Genomic DNA, 19,926 nt, shown 5'->3' with positions numbered 1-19,926 from the left:
GAACCGCTCGTTCATGTTGATGGGGACCGGAGGCGTTATTGTGCATGGCCTAAAAACGCCACAACCGATCGAAGGCCTCGTGCTTATTTAAGCAACGGACCGCGAGTGGAATGCGAAGTTCAGAGAACAATTCGACTTATGACTACGGTGTTCGGTCAGTTTATTCATTCAAGAGGAGTGATTCAATGAAAAGAGTATTCCTTGTGATTTCATGTAGTCTTCTTGGCGCGGTCATGGTGTCTGCACAACACGCATCTTTCCAGGACCGGCTGCTCGACCAGTTTGCCGGCACCTGGATTCTTCGCGGCACCATCGCCGGAAAACAGACCACTCACGACGTCGCTGCGCAATGGATCCTTGGACATGAATACATGCAATTTCACGAGGTCTCCCGCGAGAGAGACAGCACCGGCGCCCCCGCATATGAAGCTCTCGTCACCATCGGCTGGGATGAATTGTCGAAACAATACGCCTGTCTTTGGCTGGACAATACATCGGGCCAAGGATTAACCGGAATTATCGCCTATGCAAAGCGTGAACCGGACCGCATGGCATTCCTCTTTAAGAGCAGGGATGGAAGCATCTTTCATACGACCTTTATGAGAGACCAAAAAGCAGACACGTGGCAATGGCTGATGGATGGGGAGGAGAAAGACAAGCTGGTTCCATTTGCCCGGGTGACGTTGGAACGGAAATGAGGAGGCTACGGAGCGTTCGTCTGTAACGACAGGCGGTTAAAGTTTCGTTTCTGAGCCCCGTCACTGGAAAAAAAATTCTCAAAAAGTACTTGCATAATATTACACCTTTTGGTATAATATAAATATGGACCAATTGACGAATGTTTTGACAGCCCTTTCTCACCCGACCCGGCGAGCAATTATCCGGCAGCTCGCCCACGGTCCTGCGCGCTTCCTCGACGTCGCAAAGCCGTTCGATACCGCTCTCAACGCGGTGACGAAGCATCTGAAGCTGCTCGAACGGGCCGGACTTATCACGCGGAGAAAACAGGGGCGAGAGGTTTACATTTCTTTTCGGGGCGAACCGCTCCGCGAGGTCGCCGGATGGGTTCATGAGTATGAAAAGTTCTGGAACGAACGCCTCGACCTGTTTGAACAATATTTCAAGGAAAAGAAGAAGAAGGAGAGGAAGCCATGAATGGATTGAAGAAGGCCCTTGAATTTAGGTTTGAACGAACGATCCCCGCTTCTCCGGATAAAGTTTACGACGCGTGGCTGAACCCAAAAATTCCCGGCAATCCCTGGAGTTCTGTCGACAAGCTGATCTTGGACCAAAAAGCAGACGGGCTCTTCTACTGGCGCAAGCCGGGGATGTACCACTACGGATACGGAAGGTTCACGAAAACGGAGCGGCCAGACCGAATTCAGCATACCTGGGTCTCGCCGGACACCATGGGAGTAGAATCGACGGTGACCGTGACCTTCGAGAAACAGGGAGAAGAGACGCTGATGACCCTCGTCCATTCGGACATTCCGGACACCGACGAAGGGCGAGGGTTTGAGAAGGGGTGGAACTACTTCCTGAATATTTTCCCCGGTCAATTTGCGGATGTCTCGGGGAAGAAAAATTACACGGCAACAATTGAAGTTGCAAGATCTCCCGAAGATGTATTCAGACTCATCCTCGAAGTCTCGAAATGGTGGACGAAGGATATTGAAGGGGGGAGCACAAAACTCAACGATGAATTTGTCATTCGCCACGGCGACCGGCATTATTCAAAACAGAAACTGGTTGAGGTCGTTCCCGGCAGGAAAATTGTCTGGCTTGTTGACGACAGCGCGCTGAATTGGATCGAAAAAAATAAATCTGAATGGACGGGCACAAAATTGGTTTTCGAAATCGCCGCGAAAGGGGATCGAAGCGTGATTCATTTTACCCATGAAGGGCTAATTCCAGAAAAAGAGTGCTATGCGAGGTGTGAGCAGAGCTGGAATACGGTGATCAAGGAGTGGCTATGTAACTTTATCACGGATGGCAAAGCGATATAGAACGCTGTCATTCTAAACAATACTTCAAAACAATCAGAGAGGAGTGGAAGGCATGAAGGAACCGGCAAAGACCATTGAGGTTAAAGTTGAACGAACAATACAAGCCCCTCCAGGCGAGGTATTCGACGGATGGCTGAACCCTAAGGTCCCGGGGACTCCCTGGCACGAGGGGGATAAATTGATCTTCAACCCCAAAGTCGATGGGCTATTTTACTGGTTGATGAGCGGGACCCCCCATTTCGGTCGATTCAAAGAGGTCAAGCGTCCTGCCCGAATCCAACATACCTGGATGTCCCCCAACACCCTCGGACATGAATCGACGGTAACACTGACGTTCGAGAAAAAAGGGGAAGAGACATTGCTGACCCTGGTGCATTCCGGTCTTCCCGACAATGAGGGGGGAAAAGGGCACGAAGGGGGATGGAATTACTTTTTGGATAAATTCTACAAGCAGTTTGGGAAGAAGGCTGACAAAAAGAAATAATTTGCGGTAGAATGACAAGCTACAAATGCCGAGTGATGAATGTAAACGCTGAGTGAGGAAGTGGCAATTCGGAGAAGTATTCGTTACACTTAACACTGCGGACTCCACACATGACAATCACAAAAGCCTCATCTCTTCTCCTCCTCTTGTCGCTGTCATCCTGTTCGTTGTTCAACGGCAGACAGCTCGAGAAGCTCCCTCTTACTAACGGTCCGAACTCCCTCGACACGGTTCAGGCGATGGCGGTGTTCGAGCGGGCTCAGTATTATCCGAACGGGACCCAGCTTTCTCTGTGCATGATCACCGGGGATTCGGAAAACTACGTCGGCATTGAGCGGCGCAACGACTCGCTGGTCTATGTCGAGAACCGCGATAGCATCTTCGAGATCGGGTCGATCACGAAGACCTTCACTGGCACGATGCTCGCAAAGCTCGTCCTTGACGGGACACTCAGCCTGAATGATCCGATAGCGAAGTTTCTTCCAATCGCGCTGCACCAGAGTTTGCTGAACGGAAAGGAACCGACCCTGGTCGAGCTTGCAGATCATACCTCGGGACTCCCGTTCGAACCGACGAACGTGAGGAACGACGAGAAATATCCGTTCGACCAATACGCTCCGTACAGATCCTATACCAAAGACCGGCTCTATGATTATTTAGAGCATCAATTGGTCTTGCAGTCCACTCCCGGCGAGCAGCGATTATATTCCAACCTGGGAGCGGGATTGTTAGGCCACATCCTGACGTTGGTCTCGGGAAAATCGTACGAACAACTTTTATTCGAGACAGTTTGCGCCCCCTTGGACATGCGGGATACATTCGTTGAGCCTGCTTCCGGCCGGATGCGTCGCATGATCCGGGGGAGATATCCGACCGGCGATCCGCTTCCGTTTAGCAGCGGCGATTGCGGTGTCCTCACCGGTTGCGGCGGGATAAAATCGACGGCGAGGGACCTCGTGAAATATCTGAAGATGAACATGACCGACACGACGTATTTCTATCTCGCTCAGAAGCCGACAAAACAATTCGACGAACATTTTTCCGGGGCGCTCGGCTGGGCCCCCTACAGTGAACGGGGGAAGGTTCATCAGGGAGCGTTCGGTGCGACTCCGGGTTATACGTGCGGAGTGATCTTTGAACGAAAAATGCACGTCGGTGTTGTTGTCCTTAGCAATGTTTCCCCTTATCTTGGAGAAAAAAAGGGGGAAGTTGAAGGACTATGCCGCGCACTGTATGACCCGTTGACAAATGGCAAATGACGAATTCGTCATTCACGCGGGATAGTATGAACCTTAAAGAATTAGAGACCGAAGCTCTTTTGAAGCCGTCTCCGGGCGATTACTATGCTCTGGTGTATGATCGCGCACGCGGCAACTGGCTTCAGTTCAGAGATCCGCTGGAGTGCATCGAAGTAGACGACGTGGCCGAAGTAGTGCCGGCGATTCATCGGATAGAGGAGAGTCTGCGCGAAAAGAGACTTTATGCGGCTGGTTTCATAAGTTATGAAGCGGCTTCGGCATTCGATTCCGCATTTTGCACGAAGACTCGCCGCGGCGGATTACCCCTCCTTTCGTTCAGCCTGTTTGCGTCCCCGCAGCCTGTTTGCATGGACGAACGGATGAACGGGGAGAGCGTCGGCCTTCAATGGATGCCCGCCATCTCGAGAGAGGAACATGAACGGTGCGTGAGCCGGATAAGGGAACTCATTGGGGACGGAGAAAGGTATAAGGTAAATTATACGTACCGCCTGAACTCCGATCTCGACATCGACCCGTTCTCTTTTTTCTGCGCCATCGCCGGCGACGATCCTCCTCCGCATTCTTGTTTTTTCCAGGCGGCGCCGTTCCCGGAACGGAGGTCAACGGCGGTTCGGCTAGCATTCTCGCGCACACCGGTGAATTCTCAGGACCGCATGTTATACCATAAAACGTCCCTTCGCGATGCGTACGACAGCGCTCTTCAGCCGGCGAAGGGGAATGATGACCTCCTTCTGCGGAATGAACGGGGGGAGATCACCGAAACGACGATTGCCAATATCGTTCTGGATATTGACAACAGGCTGCTGACGCCGCCGGTTTTTTCGGGACTTCTTCCGGGCGTCATGCGAAAGCATCTCCTGGAATCGGGGAAGATCGCTGAGGGTGTGTTAACTAAAGAAGATGTTGTCAGGGCGAAAGGGATCTTCAGGATTAATTCGGTACGGAAATGGGAGGCCTGCACGCTTGCCGATGCTGAGGGACTCTCCCACAATTCCGATTGACGTATTCCGAAAGTTCCTCTGAATCATCATATCGTCATTTGTCATTTGTCATTTGTCATTTGTCATTTGTCATTTGTCATTCGGCATCAATAGGGATCTACTTATGAGAAAACTTGGAAACACCGGCCCGGCCACGTTCGACATCGGTCTTGGCTGTATGGGAATGTCAGGATCATACGGCCCAGCCGATGAAAAGGAGAGCATCGCTACTATTCATGCAGCGTTGGATGCGGGGATAACCCTCCTCGATACGGGGGACTTTTACGGAATGGGGGACAACGAGTTGCTGATCCAGAGAGCTGTCGCTGAGCACCGCCGCGGGGATCTGATCGTCAGTGTCAAGTTCGGCTCGCTTCGTGATCCGGGGGGAATGTTCGTCGGTTTTGATGGAAGGCCCGCCGCTGTCAAAACCTTTTTATCGTATTCTCTCCGCCGGCTGAAGACCGACTACATCGACATCTACCGGCCGAGCCGCGTCGACCCGGCCGTTCCGATCGAGGAGACTGTCGGCGCGATCGCCGAGATGGTGGCGAAAGGATACGTTCGCCATATCGGGCTTTCCGAAGCGGGAGCGCAGACCATCAGGCGGGCGCACAAGGTTCATCCGATCTGCGACGTTCAGCTTGAATACTCCCTTTTCTCCCGCGGCATCGAGCGGGAGGTCCTTCCGACGTGCCGCGAACTCGGGATCGGAGTGACGGCCTATGGGGTTCTCTCGCGCGGATTGATCGGCGGACGGCTGCCGGACAACCGCAATTTCCCGGCGGGAGATTTCAGGAGGATGGCCCCCCGGTTCGCCGCCGGCAATTTCGAGAAGAATGTCCAGCTGGTGTCAGGAGTCCGGGAGATCGCCGCCGCGAAGGGGGTGAACGTCGCTCAGCTTGCGATCGCATGGGTTCTGTCCCGTGGAAAAAATATCATTCCGTTGATCGGCACAAAGCGTCCGGAATATCTTCGGGAGGCGGTCGAGGCAGTGAAAATATTTCTTTCAGCCGATGAACTCACGGCGATCGAAAAGGCCGTTCCCGCAGATGCCGTTGCCGGAGACAGGTATGGCGCGGCACAAATGGCCATCCTTGACTCCGAACGGTCGTCGAGCTAAGAAAAAAACAGCTGGGTACATAAATCTCTAGCGTGAAGATGTTCGAAAATCCGTCCGGCGGAAACATGCCATACCTAAGGGTGGCGTCCTAATTTTTTTCGACGACATCTTCGCTATAATTGAATTCCCGTCATTCTGAGTCCCGACGTTCTTTCGCCGTCGAAAAGCGACGACTCTCCCTAGACATTGCTGAAGGACTCTTAGATGTTTATTTGAATTAGGACACTACCCACTGAAAGACTTTATTGCCTTTCGTTCTTGTTTCTCCTACCTTTATTTTAATCCTCTTAATGACAAACATCCTGTTGCCATGATCGACAAATTAAACACAGCATTGGTCGTCATCGACCTTCAAAAAGGGATCGTCAGCATAAACACGCAACCGTATCCTTCGAGCGCGGTCGTTGCGAACGCGGTGAAGATCGCGGACGCATTTCGCAAACACCAGATGCCGGTCTTTCTCGTCCGGGTAACGCCCTCTCCGGACGGAAAAGATGCTCTTCGTCCGATAGCGGACAATACCATGCAGATGGGACAAAGGCCCCCCGACTGGGCCGAAATACTCCCCGAACTGGGACCGAAGCCGGGGGATATCGTGATCACGAAACGGCAGTGGGGAGCGTTCTACGGGACGGAGCTCGACTTGCAATTGCGAAGAAGGAAGATCGAGACGATCGTCCTCTGCGGCATTTCGACGAATGCCGGCGTCGAGAGCACGGCCCGGTTTGCATTCGAATACGGGTATCAACAGATCTTCGTCGAGGACGCCTGCTCCGCCCGCTCAAAAGAAGAACACGAGTATCCGATGAAGCTGACGTTCGGAAAGATGGGGAGGATCAGAAAGACGGAAGAAATCTTGGCCGACCTGGCGTAAGCTCGGGTCCGCCTGGCTCGTTCCCAACCAGAAGTTGGGAACGAGATCAATAAAGACATCCTGAAAGAATCCCCGCTCGGCGATCCCGCCTACTTTACCAGCACCATGTTCTTTATCGACTTGAACTTCTCGCCGGCCATGCCGTTGCTCCGAGCGAGTTTGCTTCCATGATCAGCGTATTATCCAGCGAGCCTCCTCTTTGCCGGCGAAACTGTCAGCATCTCGTACCGCCTTTCCGGAGCAAAAATATTCCTCGTCGAACCATGAAGAGGATCGCCCAGAGGTTCTTCCGAAATCAAAAAGTATTGGAATTAAGGGGCAATGATGAAGCCTTGGGAAGGCTTCATGTGCAAGAAACCGGTCAACGGCAAAACTTCAACGAAGGTGAATATCACGAACACGACGGGCGTTTACCTCTTCCCCTCTTTAAATTCAACCGGGGAGATGGAGAATATGCTGCCGGTCACAGCCTGCATCGGGAAGAATTACCCCGATGCATAGACGCGGACGGGGAGCACCATGCAATTCATCGCGCTGAACTGGAGTCGGTGCTGGATGGCGTACGCGGTCTCGTTATGGAGAAGGCGCTGATACCATTTTTCCCGCTCGAAGACAAGCTTGCCGGTAAAGAAGATCGAGCGGGGACATTCTTTGGCGATGTCCGTCGACATTTTCACCACTTCGCCGACCACATCAGTCCCGACCGCGATCTGGTACCGTGCGGCATAACCGAGTTGGTTTGCGAGACGGACATATTTTTCCAGGTTTGCCGTTTGCGCGTCGATCATTTCCGTCAATTCATCTTTGCTCTTTAATGTTGTTGCATCGACGTTGACGACAGAGAGGAACGCAAAATTTCTGAAATGGGTCGGGAACAATCGCTTGATGGTGAAGATCGTATGAATGCCGAGCCCGCTGAATTCCTTTACCATCAGCACTGCGGTGTTTCCCTTGAGGTCGAACGGCAGCGGCTTTGCCGGAGCCTTAAGGCCGGGGATGTCGGCGAGGATATCGTCGAGACGCTTCAGCTGCTTGCCGACCTTGTCGTAGTGGCGCTTCACTCGCATGCAGAAGAAAATAAGAATCGCGGTGATCACCAGCGTCACCCATCCGCCGACGGCGAATTTTTCGATGATGCTGACGGTGAGAATCGAGAGGCAGAGGACGAGACCGATGATGTGGATGACGATGTGTTTGGACCAGTCGTCGTACTGCTTCCGGTTCTTGATCCAGTAGCGGACCATTCCCATCTCGGAGAGCGAGAAGGTCAGGAAGACGTTGATTGAATACATCAGCACCAATGTCGACGTTTCCCCCTTCGTGATGATGAGCGTGATGAGGGCGGCCCCCGATATCAGGACGACGCCGTTCTGCATCGTCAGACGTTCGGAGAGTGAAGTGAACCTTCGCGGGAGCCATGAATCGGCCGCCATGTTCGCCATGACGCGCGGTCCGTCGATGAACCCCGTCTGCGCGGCGACGAACAGGAGCGCCGCTTCCGATGCGAGCGTGACAACGACGAAGAGCCATCCGGCCTGGAAATTTCCGACAACCCAGCTTCCGGCGAAGCGGTCGAGAAGGACGGCATTCATCGTCTTGCCCGGTTCGGGGGTGACATGATAGAGAAGGTAGCAGACCATGATCCCGCCGGCGGTGACGGCGAGCGAGATCGCCATGTAGGCCATTGTGCGCCGTGCCGTTTCGATCTTCGGCTCGCGCATGATCTGGATGCCGTTCGAGACCGCTTCGATGCCGGTATACGTTCCTGCCCCCATCGAATACGCGCGCGCGAAAAGGGAGGCCATGCCGAAAAGGCCGAGCGTTTTTAGTCCGAGCGAGAAATCATGCTGCATGTTGCCGGCGACGATGTGAACTTCGCTTGCATGGTTTCCAATCCCGCCAATGATCAGGATGGCGTGCGTCACGAGAAAGACGAGAAAGATCGGGGTGAGGATTGTGACAGACTCCCGGACTCCCCGTAAGTTGAGGATCATCAGGAGAAAGATCATCGAGGTAACAACCGGCAATTTATAGGGAAGAAAGTCCGGCGGCAAAACGCTGAAGACCTGATCGACGCCGCTGGCGATGGAGACCGAGATCGTTAGCACGTAATCGACGAGCAGGGCCGAGCCGGAGACGACGCCGAAATGTTTGCCGAGGAGGCGCCCCGCGACGATGTATCCGCCGCCGCCGTACGGAAAATGTTCGATGATCCGCGAGTAGGCGTATGAGATGATGAAAACGGTAAATGCCGTGGCGAGCGCTAGGCCGATGGCGAGGTAGGCATGCCCTTCAAGTGCGCGGAACGATTCATCCGGCCCGTACGACGAGGAAGAAAGTCCGTCCGCGCCCAATCCGACCCACGCAAGAAATGCAATAAGGGAGATGCGGTGGAAAACGCCTGGATCTTTGATATCGCGGGGGGCGCCGAGGATCGCATGTTTTATTTTCTTGGTGAACGACTGTTCCGACTCTTCTCCAAGTAGCGGCGGGTCTGCATCGGTGGGATTCGACGGGCTACTTGATTCCATATGTGATCCGGATAGTTAAACATGCGATGTGACAGTTCTGTATAAATATATCAAAAAAATATAAAAAATGCCCTGAATTCCGTTAAAGGACTGTAAAGTCTTTTGTTCTGACCGAAATTGAAAGGATGAGCCGAAGCAGCGGAGCCGAAGGGGCACAAAGCGTTTCGCCCGCTTCAAACCGTCAATGTATTCAAAACCCCGCCGCGCCGATCATCGTCAGTCCCGCCAAACGATCTCATTGTTTCCATGCATTCAATGCACCCGACGTGCAAAAAATGCGTATCTCAATTCCAATCAGCTGCGTTTCTTGAAGCGAAAAAGGGGATCTTCCGCTTGGCACCATTTTTGTCCTTCTTAGTTTGCCGGGTTACAATCATCCGTTTTGTTCAGAATTCGCTGTTGCAGCATTCTTTGCCGAAGAGCGCGCTGTTCAACCGGAGACATGTTTCATTTGTCGGGATACGAATGCGGGAAATTGGTTGCGCGGAAAGGAGGTGCTGTTGTCGTCGGCGCCTGAAAGATGGCTGAAGTATCTGCAAAACGTTGCAGTGATCAATTCACAACATTGAAGAGAGGAGTATCATATGCTGAAGAGGATAATCGTTGTGGCGGCGCTTCTTGTGCTGATAGCGGCCTCGGGGTGCGACGATGCCAAAAAGCAGGAACTGCAAAAGGATTACAACGACATGGTAACGGAAACGGCGTTGCTGCATAAAGATATCGAGTCGCGGGATAAATACATCGATCAAATTATGCAGTCCGTCAATCAGATCTACGTCGATCTGGAGCGTGCAAGATCGAAAGAAGTAAAGCTGCTGAAGAATACCCGTGACGCCGAAGGAAGAGCGAAACTGACACAGGAACAAGTGCGGAAGGCGATCCTCGATGAGTTGTATGTTGTGAGGACCAATCTGAGAGACAACAGCCGGAAAGTCAGCGACCTTCAGCGGAAGCTCGTCGGATCCGCGGTCAAATACGCCAGCCTTGAAGCCCTGGTTGACAACCTGAAATCGTCTGTCGCGGAGCGGGAGCAGTCGATCGCAACACTGGAAGCACAAGTGCGCAATCTCGAAGGATCGGTCGCAGCAAAGAGCCGCGAGCTCGTCGAGAAGGATGCGATGATCGTCGCGAAAGACAATGCCATTGAAGATCAGCGCACCCGGATCAATACCGTCTATTATATTGTCGGGAAAAAAGATGAACTGAAAGAACGGGGAATCATCTCCGATGAGGGGGGATTCCTTTGGGGACTCCTCGGCTCGACGACCACTCTCTCGGCCGATGCGGATTCATCCGACTTCAAGCAGATAGACATGACCCGGAGTCCGGCGATTCACGTAGACGGCAAGGTTGACGAGATCCTTCCGAAGCGGAGTGCAAGTTCATTCCAGCTGGCGCAGATGGGAGATCATGAAGGATATGTGATGATCAAAAACCCGAAGACGTTCTGGAAGGAGAAATATCTTGTGATCGTCCTCGATTGACCGCGGTTGGCAGATAACAATAACCGAGCCCGGTGCCTCCTGAGCGATGCCGATGAAGGCATCGGGCAATTTGTTGATCATTCACTAGAAGCTATCTCAAAAATGAAATTAGATTGACCCTTCGACGCGTCCCCTCAAAGAGTCGCTTTTGTTCGGCGACCTTTGGGGGACTTGCTCAGGGTGAACACATCGGCGGTTCATCCTGTCCCCAAAGGACCCCTTCGGGGAGTAAGCGATCCCGCTCGAAGAGCGGGAGAGCGCATCGTCAACGACCCTGCGGGTCGCAGACCCGTTGGGAAGGATGAGGTGACATATTTTTGAGATGGCTTCTGATCAAATTCTAGAGCATGAATCGTTTGTTCATAATATGTGCATTGCTATTTCCGATCGCCTTCGCGCAAAACGCCGCGGCTCAGAGTCGCCGGTTCGGACTCGGTCTCGTTGTCGGCGAACCGACCGGGATCAGCGCGAAGCTATGGACGTCGGATATCAACGCCTTCGATTTTGGCCTTGGTTGGTCGGGAGGAGAAGAGCGGGATGAGTACGTCCCCGGCCGTTATGACGGGGAGAGCCGCACCCATTTCCATCTCGACTATGTCTGGCATTCGTTCGATGCGATCAGGTCCTCGGAACGTTTTCCGATTTATTACGGGTTCGGGGCGGGGATCAACAGCGGAGGAGGGGGAGACCCGACGGCGGCGCTCCGGGGGGTATTCGGAATTTCGTGGCTGCCGCGCAGAACCCCGATCGATCTGTTCCTGGAGATCTCCCCATCCCTTCCCCTCATCATTGCTGCCGGTCTTGATTTTCAACTTTCCTTGGGCTCGCGGTATTTCTTTTAACGTGGCCGCAGTGCCATCATTCCCCGCTATTACGACAGGCTCCGATTCACCCGAAGTGGTGCATTGGACCGGAAGCGAAACCGGCAAAGATGCCGGTAGCTTGTTCCGGAGTTCCCCTTGGGAACGGGATGAAACTTTCCGCCGTTTTCCGCAACAGCATGTCCCTCCAAGCGCAGCGAGTCGTCCAGGAAGATGGAACTATCCGTCGCCGGGGTGAGTTTAATGGTTGCCACTAGGAATTCCAAACAACCATCTTCATCACTACCATCACAATCCGGGAGGATCGATATGCAGAATTTACGGTTGACGATATTGGCTACACTTCTTTGTGTCTTTTCTCTGGCTCTTTTGGGTCAGGAGAAAATGGCGGACAAAGGCATGGCGGCGCCGGGGAGCGTTACGGACTCATTCCTGAAGCAGTCCAAGCGGGTGCAGGGGCAGATGGAAGCACTCCTGGGAGCGATCCCGCAGGAAAAGTTCAACTGGCGGCCGATGGAGGGGGTCCGCTCGATCGCGGAGTCGTTCATGCACGCCGCCGGCGGGAATTTTCTTTTTGCCGTCCCGTTAGGGGGAACGGCGCCGCAGGGGTTTGAGGAGTCGACGTTTGAAAAGTCGCAGACCGACAAGGCGAAGATCCTCGAAGCCCTCCGCAAGTCGTTCGACGAGATCAACGAGGCCGTCAAAAAAACTCCGGCTGCGAATTACGGAAAGACGATAAAGATGTTCGGGATGGAGCTGACGACGCTCGACATCATCTTTGCCGCCGCGACCCACCAGCATGAACTGCTCGGGCAGCAGATCGCGTACGCGCGGATGAACGGGATCGTTCCCCCGTGGACAGCTGAGCAGCAGAAGAGAATGAAGGAGCAGGAGATGAAGAAGTAGAGCAAGTAAGGATTCTGAACTGCTTGTTAAAACAAATGCCCGTTATGAAGATAACGGGCATTTGCATTTAGCGGAGCAATATCTTGTATGCCCGGCCGGAATCGAACCGGCAACCCCCAGCTTAGAAGGCTGGTGCTCTATCCAGTTGAGCTACGGGCACAAAATTTTGAATGATTTTTTCTATTGAGCCTGCTAGAGTTATCAATTAAATCAGCAAATGGATTAGCAACTTTAGCAGACAACCTCCCGACAATGGGATTGCATAGTTATGGTATTAAGATAACAAAAGTGCTGCGTTACTTCAAGGTTTAGAAGAAAGCAATTCTTGACTCTCGTATTCATTACCGCTAAATTCGTCCAGAAATATGCCAGAGTTGGGGGGCAAAAGATTTGAACCTCCTCATTCGACATTGATGCTGGAGGTTTTTGCGTAGTATAACGGAATCTCAAAGTGAATTAAACTCAATTAGAGAGTTGTGTACAGCTCAAAGAATGCTTTCCATTTGAAATACATTTAGACAGCGGCTTCCTGGGAATATGTTTGATTCAATTGATCGTACTCAAATTACAATTCATAAAATAAATGCTATATGGACAATGTCTTAAATTGGGACAACCTAAAGCTCTATAATACTGATCAAAAAAAGAGCTTTGAGGAACTCTGTTATCAAATCGCCATTGAAGAATACAAGGATCAAGGTGTTTTTACAAGGATTGACGATAGTGGTGGCGGCGACGGAGTGGAATTCTATTTAACCCTCCCCAATGGCGATGATTGGGGTTGGCAAGCAAAATTCTTTGGCAGGCTCGACGAAGGTGGAAGAAAAGAGCAGATTAAGAAATCACTATTAGCTGCGAGGACAGAGCATCCGAAACTAAAAAAATGGATTCTATGCAATAAGACAGACTTTACTAAGGACGAGAAAGAGTGGTTTGAAAACACTCTCCCTTCTTCTACTAAAGATGGTGAGAGAGTATTGCCAGTAGATCATGATGTAAAATTGTTGCATTGGGGGGGAAGCGATTTGTTGAATTTTCTAAGACAGCACTCTGATATTTATAAATATTTCTTTTCTGAAAAGTTGCTGACTAAAGAATGGTTTAGATCAAGATATGATGTAGATGTGAACACTTCTCAGATAAAAGCTAAATATGAATCGCAACTTCATATACAAACTGATATTGATAATCAGATTATAAAAGTACTGGGAGGTACAAGATTAAGCAAACTTGTTGAAAATGTAATGGATGAGCAACAAGTCTCGGTGTATTCACGAGAATTCAATAATGCTCTTTCTGTATTGCACTCTCAAAATGTCAGTGATGAATACAAAGATATCCAACTAGCCTTTAGAGAGTTCACTAAAGACAAGTTTGAAATAATTGATATTGGGCTTAATAGACTAAATGAATTAAGACAGTTGTTACAAAATAGAGACGAGGTGAATTTAAAGCTTAAGATTAATGAGTTTGAAAAATATCTTCAAGGTCTCATTCGCTTTTGCAACGATTACGACAAATTAACAGAGTCTCATATTTGTGACTCAATTAGATATATAAGAGAGGAGGACGACCTAGAGCCGTCTATAGACGCAGCAAAGGCAAAAAGAAGCTGGTATGATCGTCTAAGTTCTCTATTGATAGCACTCTTGGCTCGCAGGAAAAGACCAGCTCAAATCGAGAAAGCTTCATTTAAACGAATTGAAATTGATCAAATCAAAAAAGAAAATTCCAAAAGGCAGGAAGCAAGAGATATTCTTTTTAAGCCTTTCTATTCACTAAAGGAGTATGCTATTTCATCCCTCGAGTGGTCATTCAAGACCCTTGAATTAATAAGCGAAAATGAACTCCATATCTCAGGTAACGCTGGAATGGGAAAAACCCACGTATCTTTTAACATCTACGAAGACCAAATAGTAAACCAAGCACTACCAGCAATATTTATTTTTGCTAGGGACTTACGAACCAACGAACCGTTAGATAAGCAAATAAGAGACAATTTAGGTGTTAATGATTGGACTTTCGATGAATTTTTGGGAGCACTGGAGGTTTGCGCTAAAGTAAACAAAGTGAGGATACCAATAATAATTGATGGACTTAATGAGTCAACTGAGTGGCAAAATATATGGAATCGCAATTTGGAAAGGCTGATTATTACAATTAAAAAATCATATCCCCATCTTGTTGTTATCACCACCTATCGTACTTCTTATGAAGCTCCATTGTTTCCTAAAGGATACTTTGATTATAAAGATAATAGAGGTGCGGGGAAAATAAGGTCTTATGTCCATGGATTCGAGGGATTAACATGGGAGGCTATTCAAGGATATTTTGATCACTACAAAATAATACTTCAGAATTACTCCGATGCCATCGGTGAATTTAAGAATCCTCTTTACTTAAAACTATTTTGTGAAACCAAAAACCCAAATCGGGAACGAGATCTTACGGTATCTTTTCAAAATGAAGATCTATTTGAGGTATTTGAAGAGTATATAAATAACAGTAGTGACAACATAACAAATTACCTACAAAAATTGGACGCTAAATATGATGACCTTTTTGTAGAAAACAAATTACTAAAATTAGCTGAGTATATTTGGATAAATAATTCAAGGGGTATGCCTCGGCAGCTCGGTCTATTAAGTAATGATCAACTGCGGATTTTTGAGGGAGAAAATTTACTTATATATCGGGATTGGAATCAAGCTGAACATAAAGAAGAAATACAATTTACTTATGATTTACTGGCAGGCTACATCATTTCCAAGTACTTAATTGGTAAACACAAAGCTCGTAGCCCTCAATTGTCAGTTAGGTCTAATAGCCCATTCATCAAATTTGCTAGAATTCGATTAGAGTTCTTTGTCCCAGAAAGATGGATAAAACATGTTGGAGAAATGCTTTGCCAAAGCAAGGACAGGGTAAGCATTTTTGACCCATTATTAAGATTTGCTCGATCGAGAGAATTCAAGAAGAAGTTATTGGATAAAAGAAATCAGCATCCATTATTCAACGACATTTTGAGGTCAATCTCGATTCTTTTGATTAAAGAACGCAAGATATTCCTATTCCATGTTTTACGGAATAAAAGAGCAAAAAGATATTCAACTGAGTCCATTTTTGAGGTTAATTCAAAATATATCAGGGAAAACGAGAGCATTGTAAAAGGCTTTGTTAAAAAGGAATTCCTGAATGAAGCAATTAGAGGCTTTCTCTTTGATCTTTCTAGAAACATAGAACTTGATACAAATCATCCGCTAAATTTTAGCTTTTGGTCAAATTTATTGAAAGAACTGCCGATATGTGAGAGAGATCTCTCATGGAGTGAGTATATTAGAAAGAATTACAACAGTTATGATCGTTCCTATTTTACTGATTTTGTCTTACGCTTTGAAAGCGCCTGTAAAGAAAATAAAGAATTGTCAGATAGAATACATATCGCCGCAAAAAAAGTTATGTGGGTTTTAACTACAAACATTAGACAATTAAGAGATGAGGCCACAAGAGCCCTATACTATTACGCAAGAAGATATCCTAAAATATTCTTAGAGTTGCTGGAGTATTCTTTGTCAATTAATGATCCTTATGTCCCAGAGAGGATGTTAGCAGGTTCTTATGGGTTGGCAATGGCGATGCAAAACGATTTGGAAGATGATTCATTCAAGAATGATTACTTGCCCGAATACGCTAGAACCATTTTTGCTAATGTATTTGGTGATAATGCTACTTTCACAACGACTCATATACTAGCCAGGGATTATGCTAAGAGAACAATCGATGTTGCGTTGATTCATCATCCCGGCCTTTTGACGCCCGAAGAACAAAAAGTAATAACATATCCCTTATCATCATACCCGCACAGACAATGGAGACAAAGTAAAGATCGAGGCGATCACAAGTACAGGGAAGGAAATGCACCCATCCATATGGATTTTAGTAACTATACTATTGGAAGATTAATAAGGGGTAGAGATAATTACGACGGTCAGCATTCAGAGTATAAAGAGGTTCTATCAAATATTTATTGGCGGATATATGACATAGGATACTCATTGGATAGATTTGGTGAGATAGATAAGATGATAGCAAGAAGTAGTTGGAGTTACTCACGCACTAATAATGCACGAAAAATTGATCGGTATGGAAAAAAATATTCCTGGATTGCTTATTACGAGATGGCTGGATACAGAAGTGATTTAGGACTATTGAAAGGTTGGAACGATGAGGATGAGTTTAGAATCTCAGATGTTGATATAGATCCGAGCTTCCCTATCGGGCTTCAAGAACGACATTTCATAAAGGATGGAAGCAATAGCGCTTTTCTGGGCGACATATCAAAACCTGCAACTGAATGGTGCAATGAGGCTAAAGATTTAGATATAACTAAGTACCTAAACATCAATGAGCCATTAGATGACCAAGAATCTTCGGATTGGATTCTATTGAAAGCTATTATTGGTCAAAAGGATGCAGACAATCAAAAAAGAGATGTACATATTTCAATTAATGCAGTCCTTCTGGATAGCGATGATTTTAGCAGAGTAAAAAGCCTAGTTTCTAAATATCAAGATTATCGATTTGAGTATATCAGACCCGCAGACAATTATTATCTATTCGAAGGTGAGATTCCATGGTCTGATCTAATGCCTTTCAACGGCACAAGTGAATTTACTATCAATTACAACTATCGCACCGTTAAAAAAACAAAAACCGAATCACAATGGTTTAAGGGAAGCGAGAAATTAACGGCAGAAGAATTATCAAACTTGGAAGATAAAGTAAGTCAATCACGTCGGAACGAATTGGACGAATTGCTTTCAATTAGGCTAAGCGATAAGGAAGAAGAATCAATTGAAGCAAAAACGCCATTAGAGTTTCTTCATCTTACAAGGCAAAATGAGCTTGACCTTAGAAAGCGGATAGCTGTTGAAATAGGATATGTTTCAAAGGAGGTAGAAATAGAATATTTTGAAGATGAATGCGATAGTACCGTGATCACAATGGAAACAAGTGTTTTTGAGAACGCATGGGAGAGTTATCATAGTGAAGTTATACCTTCAGGAGAAACTAAGACGCCTTCCAAGGAAATTTGTACCCATCTAAATCTGTTTCTTAAACCGCAATCTTCAGATCTATATGATCAGCAAAAAAAACTGTCTGCCACAGCTTTTAAGGATGGCAAAGAATATGATAATGGAGCAACATTCGTTTACGTAAGAAAGGATTCTATCGAGAAATACCTCAAAGACAAGAAGGAATTTTTATTATGGTTTCAATGGTCTGAAAAAAGATATTTTGCGGGTGGTATTCGGAACTTAAGCCATGCTGAAAATGAATACGAACACGGAACCTTTTGCCAGGTATATTATTGAATCCAATTAAAGGTCATTATTTTGGCGTCTCGACTTCTTGACCATCCCATTCATAAAACTTCCTCCCGGGGTTTTCCTCTTCGTACCTTTTAACCTCCACCTCAAATTCCTTTTGAATTGGATATCCGAAATCTGCCAATGGCAAGGGAATGTTTTTTATCATCTTGTATTTAATTAAGAGAGAGTCGTAACGGCTAACTCCTGCAAGCCAAGCTTCACCTAGGTGAGTCATCGTATTGTAGTATAACATCACCTGTTCGTGTGCAGACAATTGAGCTCGCAATGTTTTTACATAGTTATATTTTTCATCTTTAGTTAAGATGTCATTCCCGTTGACAAATTTTACAGCCTGAAAAAGAAGTCGGTAATAATGCCCAAGTCTAGAAATATGCCCATCAAATGGTTTATATTTTGCCTCATACCTGAGCCTTGCGCCGTCTTTCATAGATAAAACATGCAATCCCTTCCCTTGTTTCTTCAAATATCTGATTATGCTTCCTGCGAACCAAGGAGAACACAAATTCTTTAACCGCTCTTGCAACAACTTGTCAGAAATGTCACCTATCCCATAAAAAAAGATCAAATATGCAATCTGAAATATTTCCTTATCATCTTCTTTTTTGAAACCAAGAGTTTCTTGATCATGATCGTGATAAACTTGTTCTAGTTCATGTTTGATAGAAAAAAAACAAAACCGTAACTCATTATACATTGCAAGAAATACCTTCCTTCCGGAGTATTCATTGGCAATTTTAAATGCGTCGACGGTGTTGTTCTGCATTCTCACCAATTCATAAAATTTGTTTTCAAATCTTTCTAAATTGATATCATCTCGTTGTTGGTTATTCGCTTTATACTGTACCCAGAAAGCAATAAAAGTCAATGCCGCAGCGAGCATTGCAATAAATGGCCCCATAATTCCGTTTAATGCATCGCCAAGGGGTCCATATTCCTTTAGGTTGTAATTCACATTGCTAAATTGTGTAAAGAGAAATGGAAACCAGCATATCACAAATAAAAAGAATAGAAATATGGCAAAGACATACCAAAATTGTTTGTCAAAAGTAGCCCAATTTTTTTTCGATTTTTGGGAGTTTTGTTTGCTATTGTCTTTGCTCACTTTTCCTCTTAGCGTTTTGAACAGGTCCATGTTACGATTTTCCCTTAAGTACTAGACCCTTGCCATTACTGACAAGGGCCTATTTGATCCCCCACTGAAGCTTGGATGAAAATATATTATTGCTTGAGGGAATTATCAAATGTCTGATGCTGTCACTCATCCAAAGGATGAACAAAATACCTTCCCAATACAATTATGCCAATTTGGATCTCAATGCACCCCAGTCTTTTCCATTTAGCATAATAAACCGGCACTTCTTTGCGCTTATAGTTTCCCAAAATTCTCCAATTTGCCTTTTTTCAACCGAATCAGGATTGCCATATCGATCCGTTCCCTTGTACTCGACTGCCACCACCATTCCGGTCTTTAGTTTCACTAGAAAATCTGGGTAAAACTTGTCTGTGGATGTTTGAAGCCAAAAGGAGAAATGTTCCTGTCTTTCTAAATTACGTATCCAGAATGCTACGTTAGAATGTCCATCGATGATCGCAGCGCATTCTTCTTCCTCACCGTTCATGTCGCCAATTAATTCGTAAAAGTGATTCCTGTAAGATTTTTGGCCAGTATAAGGGGTATTAACAGGATATTCTTTGCCAAATACTATTTCTTTGCCAATGCTAAATTCATTTAATTTGTCTTTTACACTGTTTGCTTGTCGAAACAATAATCCTTCGTACCCATTCTTCTTAGCTTCAATGAAATAGAATTGGATTTTATTCCGTATAGCCTCACGCAAACGAACGCGCATGAATACTAAATGATCAATTGCTAAACCTCGCTTTGTCAATAAAGAGTCAACAACTTGATTGACAAAAATGATCTGCTGACCTGCCCCCAGTTTATGTGCCAGTGCGTAGTTTAGTTTTGTCCTTCAGGCATTGGCTAACTGAAGGGGATAAAATGTCTCCGGTGCCGGTGGTCTGTAATTCAATGAGCTGTGAGGTCTGAGCTTATTGTATGTGT

The 19,926-nt window shown here is 47.1% G+C and carries 17 protein-coding genes and 1 tRNA gene; 13 read left to right on the top strand and 5 right to left on the bottom strand.

Annotated elements, in window-relative coordinates; translation table 11 throughout:
* Window positions 1-185: 185 nt before the first annotated feature.
* The 9 genes from VMF88_04970 to VMF88_04930 all read left to right on the top strand — a co-directional run bounded on the left by VMF88_04970 (window position 186) and on the right by VMF88_04930 (window position 7,227).
* A complete protein-coding gene (locus VMF88_04970) occupies window positions 186-698 on the top strand; it encodes a hypothetical protein (GenBank protein HTY10403.1) in 513 nt (170 codons plus the stop codon).
* A gap of 145 nt (window positions 699-843) precedes the next feature.
* Window positions 844-1,155 carry a metalloregulator ArsR/SmtB family transcription factor gene (locus VMF88_04965; protein HTY10402.1) on the top strand — a complete coding sequence of 104 codons (312 nt, stop codon included), beginning with the start codon at window positions 844-846 and terminating at the stop codon, window positions 1,153-1,155.
* Window positions 1,152-2,006, top strand: a complete 855-nt coding sequence (locus tag VMF88_04960) for an SRPBCC domain-containing protein (GenBank protein ID HTY10401.1) — start codon at window positions 1,152-1,154, stop codon at window positions 2,004-2,006. The genes VMF88_04965 and VMF88_04960 overlap by 4 nt, the downstream gene beginning before the upstream one ends.
* Window positions 2,007-2,058: 52 nt before the next feature.
* Complete coding sequence (locus VMF88_04955; GenBank protein ID HTY10400.1) at window positions 2,059-2,490, top strand: SRPBCC domain-containing protein; 432 nt, start codon at window positions 2,059-2,061, stop codon at window positions 2,488-2,490.
* A 110-nt stretch (window positions 2,491-2,600) separates the two neighbouring features.
* The gene (locus VMF88_04950; protein HTY10399.1) at window positions 2,601-3,749 is read left to right on the top strand and encodes a serine hydrolase domain-containing protein; all 1,149 of its coding nucleotides are present in this window, start codon (window positions 2,601-2,603) and stop codon (window positions 3,747-3,749) included.
* A gap of 26 nt (window positions 3,750-3,775) precedes the next feature.
* Window positions 3,776-4,750 carry an aminotransferase class IV gene (locus VMF88_04945; GenBank protein ID HTY10398.1) on the top strand — a complete coding sequence of 325 codons (975 nt, stop codon included), beginning with the start codon at window positions 3,776-3,778 and terminating at the stop codon, window positions 4,748-4,750.
* Between the two features lie 103 nt (window positions 4,751-4,853).
* On the top strand, window positions 4,854-5,852 hold the full coding sequence (locus tag VMF88_04940; protein HTY10397.1) for an aldo/keto reductase: 999 nt from the start codon (window positions 4,854-4,856) through the stop codon (window positions 5,850-5,852).
* 310 nt (window positions 5,853-6,162) lie between these two features.
* Window positions 6,163-6,726, top strand: coding sequence for a hydrolase (locus VMF88_04935; GenBank protein ID HTY10396.1), 564 nt, complete (start codon window positions 6,163-6,165; stop codon window positions 6,724-6,726).
* 321 nt (window positions 6,727-7,047) lie between these two features.
* Window positions 7,048-7,227 carry a hypothetical protein gene (locus tag VMF88_04930; protein ID HTY10395.1) on the top strand — a complete coding sequence of 60 codons (180 nt, stop codon included), beginning with the start codon at window positions 7,048-7,050 and terminating at the stop codon, window positions 7,225-7,227.
* Here VMF88_04930 and VMF88_04925 read toward each other — a convergent pair.
* Window positions 7,212-9,257 carry an APC family permease gene (locus VMF88_04925; GenBank protein ID HTY10394.1) on the bottom strand — a complete coding sequence of 682 codons (2,046 nt, stop codon included), beginning with the start codon at window positions 9,255-9,257 and terminating at the stop codon, window positions 7,212-7,214. The two genes, VMF88_04930 and VMF88_04925, sit on opposite strands and share 16 nt — an antisense overlap.
* A gap of 584 nt (window positions 9,258-9,841) precedes the next feature.
* Here VMF88_04925 and VMF88_04920 point away from each other — a divergent pair.
* Both VMF88_04920 and VMF88_04915 read left to right on the top strand, forming a co-directional pair.
* Entirely contained in the window at window positions 9,842-10,741 is a 900-nt protein-coding gene (locus VMF88_04920; GenBank protein HTY10393.1) for a hypothetical protein, read from the top strand.
* Window positions 10,742-11,088: 347 nt separating this feature from the next.
* Window positions 11,089-11,583 (top strand): hypothetical protein, encoded by a 495-nt coding sequence (locus tag VMF88_04915; GenBank protein HTY10392.1) that lies wholly within the window; start codon window positions 11,089-11,091, stop codon window positions 11,581-11,583.
* 29 nt (window positions 11,584-11,612) lie between these two features.
* Here the strand turns inward: VMF88_04915 and VMF88_04910 are convergent, their stop codons facing one another.
* A complete protein-coding gene (locus VMF88_04910; protein ID HTY10391.1) occupies window positions 11,613-11,816 on the bottom strand; it encodes a hypothetical protein in 204 nt (67 codons plus the stop codon).
* Window positions 11,817-11,946: 130 nt separating this feature from the next.
* Between VMF88_04910 and VMF88_04905 the strand changes: the two genes are divergently transcribed.
* On the top strand, window positions 11,947-12,468 hold the full coding sequence (locus VMF88_04905; GenBank protein ID HTY10390.1) for a DinB family protein: 522 nt from the start codon (window positions 11,947-11,949) through the stop codon (window positions 12,466-12,468).
* A gap of 86 nt (window positions 12,469-12,554) precedes the next feature.
* Here VMF88_04905 and VMF88_04900 read toward each other — a convergent pair.
* A tRNA-Arg gene (locus tag VMF88_04900) sits at window positions 12,555-12,628 on the bottom strand.
* Between the two features lie 430 nt (window positions 12,629-13,058).
* Here VMF88_04900 and VMF88_04895 point away from each other — a divergent pair.
* The gene (locus VMF88_04895) at window positions 13,059-17,843 is read left to right on the top strand and encodes a hypothetical protein (protein HTY10389.1); all 4,785 of its coding nucleotides are present in this window, start codon (window positions 13,059-13,061) and stop codon (window positions 17,841-17,843) included.
* Window positions 17,844-17,859: 16 nt separating this feature from the next.
* Here the strand turns inward: VMF88_04895 and VMF88_04890 are convergent, their stop codons facing one another.
* Both VMF88_04890 and VMF88_04885 read right to left on the bottom strand, forming a co-directional pair.
* Complete coding sequence (locus VMF88_04890) at window positions 17,860-18,993, bottom strand: putative phage abortive infection protein (protein HTY10388.1); 1,134 nt, start codon at window positions 18,991-18,993, stop codon at window positions 17,860-17,862.
* A gap of 163 nt (window positions 18,994-19,156) precedes the next feature.
* Window positions 19,157-19,711 carry a hypothetical protein gene (locus VMF88_04885; protein HTY10387.1) on the bottom strand — a complete coding sequence of 185 codons (555 nt, stop codon included), beginning with the start codon at window positions 19,709-19,711 and terminating at the stop codon, window positions 19,157-19,159.
* Window positions 19,712-19,926 lie beyond the last annotated feature (215 nt).

The organism is Bacteroidota bacterium, from assembly GCA_035506275.1.
GTDB lineage: Bacteria > Bacteroidota > Ignavibacteria > UBA10030 > UBA8401 > JAGVPT01.
This window is presented reverse-complemented; position numbering and strand designations above follow the sequence as displayed.

Bases quoted from the DNA above. Each gene is read 5' to 3' on its own strand.
- VMF88_04920 (HTY10393.1), top strand. From the start codon at position 9,842: ATGCTGAAGAGGATAATCGTTGTGGCGGCGCTTCTTGTGCTGATAGCG.
- VMF88_04935 (HTY10396.1), top strand. From the start codon at position 6,163: ATGATCGACAAATTAAACACAGCATTGGTCGTCATCGACCTTCAAAAA.
- VMF88_04915 (HTY10392.1), top strand. From the start codon at position 11,089: ATGAATCGTTTGTTCATAATATGTGCATTGCTATTTCCGATCGCCTTC.
- VMF88_04955 (HTY10400.1), top strand. From the start codon at position 2,059: ATGAAGGAACCGGCAAAGACCATTGAGGTTAAAGTTGAACGAACAATA.
- VMF88_04960 (HTY10401.1), top strand. From the start codon at position 1,152: ATGAATGGATTGAAGAAGGCCCTTGAATTTAGGTTTGAACGAACGATC.
- VMF88_04885 (HTY10387.1), bottom strand. From the start codon at position 19,711: ATGCGCGTTCGTTTGCGTGAGGCTATACGGAATAAAATCCAATTCTAT.
- VMF88_04940 (HTY10397.1), top strand. From the start codon at position 4,854: ATGAGAAAACTTGGAAACACCGGCCCGGCCACGTTCGACATCGGTCTT.
- VMF88_04895 (HTY10389.1), top strand. From the start codon at position 13,059: ATGGACAATGTCTTAAATTGGGACAACCTAAAGCTCTATAATACTGAT.
- VMF88_04970 (HTY10403.1), top strand. From the start codon at position 186: ATGAAAAGAGTATTCCTTGTGATTTCATGTAGTCTTCTTGGCGCGGTC.
- VMF88_04930 (HTY10395.1), top strand. From the start codon at position 7,048: ATGATGAAGCCTTGGGAAGGCTTCATGTGCAAGAAACCGGTCAACGGC.
- VMF88_04945 (HTY10398.1), top strand. From the start codon at position 3,776: ATGAACCTTAAAGAATTAGAGACCGAAGCTCTTTTGAAGCCGTCTCCG.
- VMF88_04925 (HTY10394.1), bottom strand. From the start codon at position 9,257: ATGGAATCAAGTAGCCCGTCGAATCCCACCGATGCAGACCCGCCGCTA.
- VMF88_04890 (HTY10388.1), bottom strand. From the start codon at position 18,993: ATGGACCTGTTCAAAACGCTAAGAGGAAAAGTGAGCAAAGACAATAGC.
- VMF88_04905 (HTY10390.1), top strand. From the start codon at position 11,947: ATGGCGGACAAAGGCATGGCGGCGCCGGGGAGCGTTACGGACTCATTC.
- VMF88_04950 (HTY10399.1), top strand. From the start codon at position 2,601: ATGACAATCACAAAAGCCTCATCTCTTCTCCTCCTCTTGTCGCTGTCA.